This is a genomic window from Bacillus sp. FSL K6-1033, assembly GCF_038630765.1.
Lineage (GTDB): Bacteria > Bacillota > Bacilli > Bacillales > Bacillaceae > Bacillus > Bacillus altitudinis.
On record NZ_CP152041.1, the window covers coordinates 2,424,580 to 2,435,878 of the forward strand.

The window sequence follows — 11,299 nt, forward strand, 5'->3', positions numbered from 1 at the left end:
TAAAGCTTTTCGTTTATGCGTTAAAAGTTTTTCGCATTCGGCTTGTTAAAGCCATAACGCTCAAAAAACTCTTCTCTAAAATCACCTAAACGATCCTCACGGATAGCTTCTCTCACTTGCTCCATTAATTTTAACAGAAAATGAAGATTATGATAAGTTGTTAATCGAATTCCGAACGTCTCATTTGTACGGATCAAATGTCTAATATAAGCGCGTGTGTAGTTTTTACATGTATAGCAGTCACAGTTTTCATCGATTGGTCTGAAATCACGCTCATATTTAGCATTTTTCACAACAAGGCGTCCTTCACTTGTCATGAGCGTACCATTTCTTGCAATTCGCGTTGGCAGTACACAGTCAAACATATCGACACCGCGGATCGCGCCGTCAATTAATGAATCTGGTGAGCCAACACCCATTAAGTACCTTGGCTTGTCATCCGGTAAAAATGGCGTTGTGAACTCCAGCACACGGTTCATCACGTCTTTTGGTTCACCAACAGATAAACCTCCAATGGCATAGCCTGGGAAATCAAGTGAAACAAGATCTTTTGCACTTTGTTTACGAAGCTCTTCGTATTCTCCGCCCTGTACAATGCCAAACAGTCCTTGATCCTCTGGACGCTGGTGCGCTGTTAAGCAGCGCTCTGCCCATCTGCTTGTCCGCTCTACAGAACGTTTCATATAATCGTACTCTGCTGGGTACGGAGGACATTCGTCAAATGCCATCATAATATCTGAGCCGAGCGCATTTTGAATCTCCATCGCTTTTTCAGGAGAAAGGAACAACTTATCTCCATTTAAGTGATTACGGAAGTGAACGCCTTCCTCTTCAATTTTTCTAAATTCACTTAAAGAAAACACTTGGAAACCGCCTGAATCAGTGAGAATCGCTCGATCCCAGTTCATAAATTTGTGCAGGCCGCCTGCTTCTTTGACAATGTCATGCCCCGGGCGCAGCCATAGATGATACGTATTGCTTAAAATGATGCCTGCTTCCATTGCTTTTAACTCTTCAGGCGCCATTGTTTTCACTGTAGCCAGTGTACCAACTGGCATAAATACAGGTGTTTCAAAGGAGCCGTGCGGTGTATGAACGCGCCCAAGACGTGCACCTGTTTGTTTGCATGATTTAATGAACTCATAACGTATCGGTAATTGCGACAAAAATGAGCCCTCCTGTCTTTGTTGTATGATGTTATTGAATCAGCATGGCATCGCCAAAACTGAAGAATCGGTATTCCTCTTTTACAGCCTCATTGTACGCTTTTAGGACGTGTTCTCGTCCAGCTAATGCACTGACAAGCATAATTAAAGACGATTTTGGCAAGTGGAAATTCGTGATCATGCCATCAATTGCCTTAAATGTATAGCCTGGATAAATAAAAATCGACGTCCAGCCGCTTGACGCTTTGAATTCACCATCATAAGCACTTGCAATGGTTTCAAGCGTTCTTGTCGAAGTTGTTCCGACTGAAATAATCCGCCCGCCTTCTTTGCGCACGCGATTAAGCTCTTCTGCCGTTTCTTCATTCATTTCGTAAAACTCTGCGTGCATTTCATGTTCTTCAATGCGTTCAGCACTGACCGGTCGAAATGTGCCAAGCCCTACATGGAGCGTAATAAACGCAATATGCACTCCTTTTGCTTTCAGTGCATCCAGCAGTTCATTTGTAAAGTGAAGACCGGCAGTAGGCGCAGCAGCGGAACCAACCTCTTTGGAATAAACGGTTTGATAACGCTCACGATCGTCAAGCTGCTCTTTAATGTACGGAGGCAGCGGCATTTCACCTAAAGATTCAAGTACTTCATAAAAAATGCCTGTATACTGAAACTCAACTTTTCTTCCGCCATGTTCCAGTTCTTCTGTACATACCGCTTTTAATCGTCCATCACCAAATGTAATGACTGTTCCGTTTTTCACACGTTTTGCTGGTTTCACGAGCGTTTCCCATTTGTCTCCTTCTTCTTGTTTCAAAAGAAGCAGCTCCACTTTAGCACCCGTATCCTCTTTCGTTCCAAACAGACGTGCAGGCAATACACGAGTATTGTTTAAAACGAGACAATCACCCTTTTGAAAGTAATCTGTGATTTGCGAGAATGTATCATGTGTGATGTCACCTGTTTGTTTATGTAAGACCATCAGTCTTGATGCATCTCGTTTTTCAAGCGGCACTTGTGCAATCAATCTTTCTGGTAAATCAAAATCAAATAGTTCTAACTTCATTTCCTTCACCTATTCTGTAGTTAACTAGTTAACGTTATTTCATCCGTCCGAAGACATTGAGTAAAATGGTTAGGACGATGCTAATGACAATGCATGTAATCACAGGAAAAAAGAACGTTACGTTCCCTTTTTTCACGAAAATATCGCCTGGAAGTTTCCCAACCAATTGAAACACTAAACCTGCGGCAAAAAGGACACCACCTAAAATCATCAACATTTTAGGGAATTCAGTCACGAATCGGAACCTCCATATGAAAATGTTCATACGCTTCTCTTGTGACGACCCGCCCTCTTGGTGTTCTTTGCAGAAAACCAATTTGCAGTAAATACGGTTCGTACACATCTTCAATCGTATGTGATTCTTCTCCAATTGTCGCTGAGATCGTATCAAGTCCAACAGGACCGCCTCTAAATTTTTCAATCATACTTAAAAGCAGCTTATGATCGATATGATCAAGTCCGAGTCTGTCAACTTGCAGACGCTCAAGAGCATCTTCTGCAATGTCTTGTGTGATCGCATGATTTCCAAGCACCTGCGCAAAATCTCTTACTCTTCTGAGCAAACGATTGGCGACCCTCGGTGTGCCTCTAGATCTTCTTGCAATCTCTTCAGCTGAACGAATGTCGATCCCAATCTCAAACAGCTCGGCTGTTCTTGCTACAATGTGAGCCAAATCTCTTTGCTCATAGTATTCCAATCTTGCATGAACCCCAAACCTATCACGAAGCGGCGCTGTTAAAAGCCCAACACGGGTTGTAGCACCTACAAGCGTAAATGGCGGTAAATCAAGCCGCACAGAGCGTGCTGTATCTCCTTTTCCAATCACGATATCTAGACAAAAGTCCTCCATCGCTGGATATAGCACTTCCTCTATTGAACGCTGCAAGCGATGAATTTCATCAATAAACAGAACATCGCCAGGTTCAAGAGATGTTAAGATCGCCGCCAAATCGCCAGGGCGTTCAATCGCTGGTCCAGACGTTGTACGCAGCTGAACATTCATTTCATTGGCAATGATTGACGCAAGCGTTGTTTTCCCAAGTCCCGGCGGTCCATATAAAAGGACGTGATCCAGTGTTTCCTGCCTCATTCGGGCAGCTTCAATAAATACGCTGAGATTATCCTTTACTTTCTGCTGGCCAATATATTGACTAAGCGTCTGTGGACGCAGACTTTGCTCAATGGCTGATTCATGGTTGTCTGCTTCAGTTGAGACGAGCCGTTCATCCATGAGACATCACCCTATTTCAACATTTTTTGTAAAGCTTTTTTCACATATTGATCGGTTGTAAGATTCTTCTCTTCTTTTAATAAAGGAAGAACCTTTTTGATTTCACGATCACCATACCCAAGGACACTTAAGGCTTCAACCGCTTCATCTAAAGCGCTTTGCTGCGTTTCAATCTGGATATGATCCTCGTGGTTAAATAAGTTTCCTATCATTTCAGGCACCACATCTGCGAGCTTCCCTTTCAGATCTAGAATGATCTGACGTGCTGTTTTTTTGCCAACACCCGGGAATTTAATGAGGAAAGCTTCATCCTCTCGTTCGATCGCTGAAATGACAGCGCCAGGGTCACCGGAAGCAAGAATCGCAAGCGCACCCTTCGGTCCAATCCCTGTGACATTTAACAGTTTTGTGAACAACGCTTTTTCTTCTCGTGTTTGGAACCCATATAACGAAAAAGCGTCTTCCTTTATGTAATGATACGTATAAATCGTTTCTTGTTTTGTTACTCGATAGATAAACGGATTTGGGGTATAGACTTGATATCCCACTCCGCCGTTTTCAATGACAACATATTGCGGGCACACATAATCAATGGTCCCTTTTACAAACTCAATCACCGTTTTCACCTCTTTGACTGTTCTCCATTGTAACATAAATCGAAGAGAAAACCGTAATAAAAGTTAACATACGTTCGCTCAGCCTTTTTTCATAGTCAACCCATGAAAAAGAGCTTGCGGTCTTCACACCAGCAAGCTGTCATACGATTAAAACGATTGTTCATTTCGGTAAGGTTTCATGACTTCAAGCACATGCTCAAATTCATCTTTTGTTCGAAATGGAATGCCTTGTGCAAGCTGCTGCTCTACATGACTTTCCAAGCGGGACGTATCAATTTGAAAAAAGAGATGAATAGGCTCCGCCCACCCGTCAGGCCTTCCATGAAACGTAGAAATCACGCCGTCTTCTGATAATCCGATATATCCATTTGCTTTACTCAAAGGCGATATATCGTCAATTTGCTTTCTAAAAAGGGCAAAATCCTCTCGCTGTTCTACCAATGTCCAGCCCTTATACTGGGCCCAAAATGTGTCTTTGTCTTCTAATGATGCCCGCTGTCTTTCAATACTTACATCGCCGTCTAGATAGACCTTTTCAAGCTGAACGTTGATGGTTTTTGACTCTTTTTGCAAGTGTTCTGCTGCTTCCATATCAACAGCGAAAAAGAGTACACTTGTCATGATAAGTCCTGTAACGAAATACTTTATTTTCACTTTCACTATTTACACCTCTTTAGAACATAAGATCGATGCATGACATATGTAGTTTGACCCATTTTCCTAAACATTAACCAAATCGATGTCTTGACACATATTGAGAGTCTTTCGTTGTATCCTTCGTGCGTAAATGTTATGTTTTATACAATCCATTGCTCTACCGAATTACATGGTTTTTTCATCATTCGTTTTTCAGCCGCATAAACTGAAACCAAAGAAGGTGAAGTCAATGTCAGATGTCAAAAGATTAGCCGAATCGATTCAGTATCAAGAAGAAAAGCGTTTTAATAAGCTGGTCTTTAAACCGGCTGAGCTTGAGCTGTGCGGCAAAGGAAGAAGTGCCTATGTATTTTCATACAAAAAAGACGGCAAGAAAATGGCGTTAAAAGTCTTTTTTCCTTCTTATCGAAACATCGCCCGCAAAGAGGCTGCAATTTATGAAAAACTTTCCGGCTCCTCCTATTATCCTGAGATTTACGAGTCTGGGGATCAGTATATTTTAATGGAATATATTAAAGGTTATACTTTATATGAATGCCTAACAAAAGGAATTCCGATTAAAAAACAAATGATTGAACAAGTAGATGATGCATTGGAAGAAGCACGCGCGAAAGGTTTAAATCCTTCTGATATTCATCTGCGAAATTTAATTTTAACAAAGGATGGCCGCGTCAGGGTCATTGACGTCGCCCGCTTCACGCAAACGAAAACATGTCATCAATGGGATGATTTAAAAGCTGCATACGCCTATTATCAAAAACCTTTTTTTCCTAAAAAAGCGCCGCGTCTGTGGCTTGAAGTGATTGCCTATTTGTATAAGAAAAACTGGCTGTCTCGAGGTCAGCTGAACAACCGAAATGATTTTACTGCATAATGAAAGCCGCTCGAAAAGAGCGGCTTTCAGATTGTTGACAAAGGGCTAAAATGAACTTTATTTTAGCCCTTTGTCTTCTTTTCAGCGTGATCGAAAACCTTTGAATTCTAGGAAGGACGAGTACCGGCGCGGAGCGAATTTGACATTCGTGAGCACCGGCACGCAGGACTGACAAAGAATGCGAGGGTTTGTCTACACGCTGAAAGCCGCTCTCTTTGAGCGGCTTTCTGTTTTATTCTGTTTCTACATGGATACTATTCACATTTAATAGGTTAATGATTTCATTATTCAGCTTAAACCAATGATTGGCTTCCTCAATTTTTTTATACACATCATAGGTAGCTGGACGTTTCAGCTCGAAATCGAGCACTTCCCCATTGTTCATATGAAATGTTACCTTAAATACTTTCATCATAAGATCACCTTCCACTCTGTCTTGTTCACTAACCGAATCGGTTAGCTCTTTTCATTCATTCTCTATTCAATCCGTTTCCCCTGCTTCTTTCCTTCTAAACACAAGAAGTTTAAATTTTGTTTAAATTCGCACAACATATCTATCTATATACTCTTCAAAAGAAGTATATTGAATGAAAAGGAGGCTGCCTTTATGAAACAAAAGAAAAAACGAACATCTCCAGAGAGACAAACAGTCCTGTTTCATTTAACAGATGCCCTCATCCCAAGTATTGAAACGATGGCAATTGCAGTTAGAGCATTTTTGCACCTCGTAAGAAAAGCCATTTCAGCCGTTTTATAAAACCCCGCACTAGAGGAGTGCGAGGTTTTTTTTAGGATTGATAGATTTGGCTGCCTTGATTGATAAACTCTTTTGCCTTCTTCTCCATCTCTCTTTTCACTTCTTCTGATTGGTTGCGGATGTCATGGGAAATTTTCATACTGCAAAACTTTGGTCCACACATGGAACAGAAATGAGCGGTTTTAGCACCTTCAGCAGGCAATGTTTCATCATGGAATGCCAACGCTCGTTCTGGGTCAAGTGACAGGTGAAATTGATCACGCCATCTGAATTCAAATCTCGCTTTCGATAAGGCATCATCACGCTTTTGAGCAGCAGGATGCCCTTTTGCTACATCAGCTGCATGTGCGGCAATTTTATAGGCGATGACGCCTTCTCTTACATCTTCTTTGTTCGGCAGACCTAAATGCTCTTTTGGTGTCACATAGCACAGCATGGCGGTTCCGTACCAGCCAATCATCGCCGCACCGATCGCGGATGTAATATGATCATATCCCGGTGCAATATCTGTTGTTAGAGGACCTAACGTATAAAAAGGTGCCTCTTTGCATATTTCCATCTGCTTATCGACATTCTCTTTGATTTTATCCATTGGAACATGACCAGGTCCTTCAATCATGACCTGTACATCATGTTTCCAAGCGATCTCTGTCAATTCCCCTAACGTTTCCAGCTCTGCAAACTGCGCTTCGTCATTTGCGTCCGCAATGGATCCAGGTCTGAGCCCGTCCCCAAGCGAAAAGGCAATGTCATATGTTTTCATGATTTCACAAATTTCTTCAAAATGGGTATACAGAAAGTTCTCTTGATGATGAGCGAGACACCATCTTGCCATAATGGCTCCGCCTCTTGAAACAATTCCTGTGACCCGGTCGACTGTGAGCGGAATATACCTTAAGAGGACGCCCGCATGAATGGTGAAGTAGTCAACCCCTTGCTCTGCCTGTTCAATTAATGTGTCTCGGTATACTTCCCACGTCAAATTTTCTGCGATTCCATTCACTTTTTCAAGTGCCTGATAAATCGGGACAGTTCCTACTGGGACTGGGCAATTGCGGATAATCCATTCTCTCGTTGTATGAATATCCTTTCCTGTAGACAGGTCCATCATCGTATCTGCCCCCCATCTAATTGCCCATGTCATCTTCTCCACCTCTTCTTCAATGGACGACGTCACAGCTGAATTGCCAATATTCGCATTAATTTTCACGTGAAAATTCTTCCCGATGATCATCGGCTCACTTTCAGGATGGTTGATATTCGCTGGAATGACCGCTCTTCCACTAGCCACTTCCTCTCTAACAAACTCAGGACTTAGCTGTTCTCTCAAAGCGATAAACTCCATTTCAGGCGTAATGATCCCCTTTTTTGCATAATGCATTTGCGTCACACAAGCACCTTGTTTCCCGCGGAGCGGCACATGATGAAAATCTGTATGGGCAGCTTGAAAGGATTCTTTCCCATTCAAGCGATATCCATTATCTTCTGGCTTTACTTGACGCCCTTCATAGATTTCAGTATCTTCTCTTTCTTTAATCCATGCTGATCTCAGGCGCTTTAATCCCTTTGTGACATCAATATGAGCCTCCTCATCTGTATACGGCCCACTTGTATCGTACACACGAATCGGTTCATTTTGGATATCTCCTGTTTGTGTCACTGTATTTGTGAGCACAATTTCTCTTTTTGGCACCAAAATGTCAGGTCTTGAGCCTTGTTCATATACCTTTCGACTGCCTTCAAAATTTGATAATAAAGATTGCGTTGATGGAACATTTGTCTTTTCATTCATTTGCTGTTCTCTCCTTCTTTTCGTGTGACCGGTCAGGATGGAATCAGCACCAGCAAAAAACCAGATTCTATGTAGAGAACCTGGTTTCGTCGTCAGAAAAAAACATGTATGCCATTCATATGGCACATGTATCATCTTCAACTTCCCCACGCTGGTACGAGCCAGATCAGGTCCAAAGGGTTAAGAAGCTTGTCTTCTCTCTCAGCCCTCATTTCCGGGCACCCCTAGTCACTTATATTGATTTCCACAACAGTGTAGCATAGCTGAGAAATGAAAAAAAGAAGTTTCAGGAAAATAGTTCCTTTCCTCTACAATGAATACATGATCTTCACGATATACATCTTTCTATACACGATCTATCTCTCTCATTTCGATTAAATCAGAAATAATCATTGATCCTTTTCTCCTATTATGTATAATTAATCTAAACGGAGAATTTTTATACAAACATGATTCAAAGGAAGTTCTAGTCGATTGCAAACATTTCTTACATTTATCGTCGTTGGATTCTCAATTGCTCTACCTGTTGGAGCGATCACGGTTGAAATGACAAAGCAGGGATTAAAAAACGGATTCTTTCATGGATTAACTGTAGGCGCTGGTGGTATGACCATCGATATATTGCTCATCTTGGCTTTATATGCTGGATTTGCTCAATTTTTATCTTTGCCCTTTATCCAAATTCCGCTCTGGCTGATCGGTGCCATCTTTTTAATGATTCTTGCCTACGATTCGATTAAAAATGCGGATCAAGACATCCATTTAGCAGGAGAAAAAGTGAATAAATCATTCGCTAAAACATACCGAAATGGGCTGCTCGTCGCGGTATCCCCTGGAAACCTTGTGTTCTGAGTATCTGTGTTTGGTGCTGTACTGGCAGATGCTTATACGAATACAAATTCATCTGAATTTATATTGGCTGCTGCGGGTATTTTGGCAGGGATTCTTCTTCATGACATCGGTCTTCTCACGATTGTTTCCCTAACAAAAAAAGTGATGAACCGAACCATGATTAAGTGGACATCCATTATTGCCGGTATTTTATTACTTGGATTTGGCTGTTATTTCTTTTATGAATTTTATATCGGGATCAAAGTTTATTTTTAAAGAAAGGCTAAAGTTCGTCATGAACTTTAGCCTTTTTTATTCCAGCCTATCGGGTCATGCCTGTCTGACCTGTTTCAAATTGCGTTTTTCTCATATCTCTGAAGCGTGTAAATGCGCCTTCGTCTTTAATGACTTGGACAGCTCTACCATCTGCATAACGAGTCGCTGCTTCTTCTACTTGTGATACACCCTCTGATGTCAAGCGCCCATCTGTTTTAAGAGCAATATACACATTTTCATCCGTCACCATGACTTGTGAGTCTGTCACATGGTTCATTTTGTTCACTCGGTTGGCGATTTTTCTTGAACGCTGGATGTTCTCTTGTTTATCGTAGCCAGAGAACGACATTTGGTTATGATAGTTCATATCTCCATGACTGTAGCGTCCATCTCCACCAGTCAGCGGCATTCTCACTTGATCCTGTGTAGGGCGTGAACGATAATCAACATTCGTTGTATTTCTTCCGTTCATTCCCTCCATAAGCTCAGAAACCGGTCCTTGATGATCTTGGTTGTTGTCTGTTGCCTGTTGATTGGAGTGGTATCCAACTGGCTGACCTGATTGATTATGACGTGTATCTACACCCGCATTGTTATTTGTACCACATGCCGTTAATCCAATAGGTAGAAGCACTAAGGCGATTGTTTTTTGCCATTTTTGTCTCAAACGAAAAACCCCCTGTACAAATTGAATCTCATGAGCGCAAAACAGGCTCTGTTTTAGCATGTACAGTTGAGGACAAAAACAAGCTGTCAGTTATAAACAAAAAAAGGAACGATTGAGATCGTCCCTTGTGTCATTAATCTTTTTCGTCTTCTTCTGGTCTTGCAAAAACAGATGGGTTTTGATAAGGCTGCTGCATATAAGGCTGTGCTGGATAAGCACCCATTTGACCATATGGAACAGGGTTTGGATAATGTCCAGGCCAAGGTTGATGATGCTTCATACCATCATCGCATCCGCAGTCTTCCTTGCCATATGCTTCATTTGGAGCGTTTGGATAAAAGCCTTGATTGGCATTGGCATTTGCATTTGCATTTGCATTTGGATGCATATGGTGGTGCCAGTGATGCCCATCGTTTGCATGATGCTCATGATGTTCACCGTAATAAGCCGGTGCTTGATACGCAGGATAATACGGCTGAGCCGCCGGGTAAGGGTACGGCATCATGTGATGGTGATAATACGGCTGTACCGGATAACAAAGGCCTGATCCCGGTAAAATAGGAGAAGCGGGTACCATTTGCTGCGGATATGGATACATTGCTGGCATGTAATGACCATAACCATAATAAGGATCATATGACTCTTGATGATGGTGGTGATGCTCTTTATTTTCAGCCATGCCCCCTACTGCTGCCCCTCCAACATTCGGCATTTGCGGGAAATTAGGAAGGTTTGGGTAATTACTATGTTCCATATCTTTTCCCTCCTCTTTTTGATGTGGGATATGAATGAATGGATCATATCCCTTTGCCACTTCATCTTTGAAATGATCCTTATTTTCATGATGAAAATGGTCCTTGTGATCTTTATGATCCTTTTTCTCATGAACATGATCTTTCTTTTCATGAACGTGATCTTTTTTCTCATGATGTTCTTTTTTGGGAGGAGGCGTGAATGGCTGGTAGAGATTCGTCTGATAATAATTTACATCAACTTGTGGAAAAACTGGCTGTTCAATCTTTGGTACTGGTGGCACATAAGGTACCGGTTCATTCGGCTTTTCCTTCGGCTTCGTATCTTGAACTTGCACGACATCCTTTGGCTTTTCTTTTACATACGGGTGTTCTTTTGCTTTTGGCATTTCTTTTGCTTTGTGATGATCGGTTTTCACAGGAACACCACTAGATGGAATTTTGATTTTCATTCCTGGCATGATCAAATCTGGATTACTGAGCTGCGAATTTAATTTTTTCAATTCTTGAAAGTCGACTCCGTACTTCTTTGAAATTTTCCAAAGGGAGTCTCCTTTTTGCACAATATGAATTTTCAACGTTTTCCCCTCCTATGCAAAACGTGAACGTAGCGGTTAT

The 11,299-nt window shown here is 41.7% G+C and carries 12 protein-coding genes, 1 pseudogene and 1 riboswitch; of the genes and pseudogenes, 3 read left to right on the forward strand and 10 right to left on the reverse strand.

All coding sequences use genetic code 11. The annotated features are described in order from the left end of the window. Positions 1 to 20: 20 nt before the first annotated feature. The 6 genes from tgt to MHH31_RS12460 all read right to left on the reverse strand — a co-directional run bounded on the left by tgt (position 21) and on the right by MHH31_RS12460 (position 4,735). Positions 21 to 1,166: a tRNA guanosine(34) transglycosylase Tgt gene (gene tgt / locus MHH31_RS12435; protein ID WP_008342748.1), complete on the reverse strand. Its 1,146-nt coding sequence runs from the start codon at positions 1,164 to 1,166 to the stop codon at positions 21 to 23. Positions 1,167 to 1,197: 31 nt separating this feature from the next. After that, positions 1,198 to 2,226 carry a tRNA preQ1(34) S-adenosylmethionine ribosyltransferase-isomerase QueA gene (queA, locus tag MHH31_RS12440; protein WP_039167059.1) on the reverse strand — a complete coding sequence of 343 codons (1,029 nt, stop codon included), beginning with the start codon at positions 2,224 to 2,226 and terminating at the stop codon, positions 1,198 to 1,200. 34 nt (positions 2,227 to 2,260) lie between these two features. Further along, positions 2,261 to 2,461 carry a DUF2905 domain-containing protein gene (locus tag MHH31_RS12445; RefSeq protein WP_008342752.1) on the reverse strand — a complete coding sequence of 67 codons (201 nt, stop codon included), beginning with the start codon at positions 2,459 to 2,461 and terminating at the stop codon, positions 2,261 to 2,263. Further along, positions 2,454 to 3,458 carry a Holliday junction branch migration DNA helicase RuvB gene (ruvB, locus tag MHH31_RS12450; RefSeq protein WP_007501501.1) on the reverse strand — a complete coding sequence of 335 codons (1,005 nt, stop codon included), beginning with the start codon at positions 3,456 to 3,458 and terminating at the stop codon, positions 2,454 to 2,456. Before ruvB ends, MHH31_RS12445 begins: the two co-directional genes overlap by 8 nt. Positions 3,459 to 3,469: 11 nt before the next feature. Then, positions 3,470 to 4,075, reverse strand: a complete 606-nt coding sequence (gene ruvA / locus MHH31_RS12455) for a Holliday junction branch migration protein RuvA (protein ID WP_017358123.1) — start codon at positions 4,073 to 4,075, stop codon at positions 3,470 to 3,472. 147 nt (positions 4,076 to 4,222) lie between these two features. Continuing rightward, positions 4,223 to 4,735 (reverse strand): intercompartmental signaling factor BofC, encoded by a 513-nt coding sequence (locus tag MHH31_RS12460; RefSeq protein ID WP_008342756.1) that lies wholly within the window; start codon positions 4,733 to 4,735, stop codon positions 4,223 to 4,225. A gap of 226 nt (positions 4,736 to 4,961) precedes the next feature. Between MHH31_RS12460 and MHH31_RS12465 the strand changes: the two genes are divergently transcribed. Next, positions 4,962 to 5,606, forward strand: a complete 645-nt coding sequence (locus tag MHH31_RS12465; protein WP_342494851.1) for a protein kinase family protein — start codon at positions 4,962 to 4,964, stop codon at positions 5,604 to 5,606. Positions 5,607 to 5,838: 232 nt separating this feature from the next. Here the strand turns inward: MHH31_RS12465 and MHH31_RS12470 are convergent, their stop codons facing one another. Continuing rightward, entirely contained in the window at positions 5,839 to 6,021 is a 183-nt protein-coding gene (locus tag MHH31_RS12470; protein WP_008342761.1) for a hypothetical protein, read from the reverse strand. Between the two features lie 192 nt (positions 6,022 to 6,213). On the opposite strand from MHH31_RS12470, the gene MHH31_RS12475 reads away from it, so the two are divergent. Continuing rightward, positions 6,214 to 6,363, forward strand: coding sequence for a hypothetical protein (locus MHH31_RS12475; RefSeq protein ID WP_008342763.1), 150 nt, complete (start codon positions 6,214 to 6,216; stop codon positions 6,361 to 6,363). 31 nt (positions 6,364 to 6,394) lie between these two features. Here MHH31_RS12475 and thiC read toward each other — a convergent pair whose 3' ends face one another. Continuing rightward, the gene (gene thiC / locus MHH31_RS12480) at positions 6,395 to 8,155 is read right to left on the reverse strand and encodes a phosphomethylpyrimidine synthase ThiC (protein WP_342494852.1); all 1,761 of its coding nucleotides are present in this window, start codon (positions 8,153 to 8,155) and stop codon (positions 6,395 to 6,397) included. A 126-nt stretch (positions 8,156 to 8,281) separates the two neighbouring features. After that, a riboswitch (TPP riboswitch) is annotated at positions 8,282 to 8,391 on the reverse strand. 238 nt (positions 8,392 to 8,629) lie between these two features. Between thiC and MHH31_RS12485 the strand changes: the two are divergent. Further along, positions 8,630 to 9,262, forward strand: a pseudogene (locus MHH31_RS12485) (LysE family transporter). A gap of 46 nt (positions 9,263 to 9,308) precedes the next feature. On the opposite strand, the gene MHH31_RS12490 reads toward MHH31_RS12485, so the two are convergent. Beyond that, entirely contained in the window at positions 9,309 to 9,929 is a 621-nt protein-coding gene (locus tag MHH31_RS12490) for a YhcN/YlaJ family sporulation lipoprotein (protein WP_017367717.1), read from the reverse strand. Between the two features lie 133 nt (positions 9,930 to 10,062). Beyond that, complete coding sequence (safA, locus tag MHH31_RS12495; protein ID WP_342494853.1) at positions 10,063 to 11,259, reverse strand: SafA/ExsA family spore coat assembly protein; 1,197 nt, start codon at positions 11,257 to 11,259, stop codon at positions 10,063 to 10,065. Positions 11,260 to 11,299: the final 40 nt, after the last annotated feature.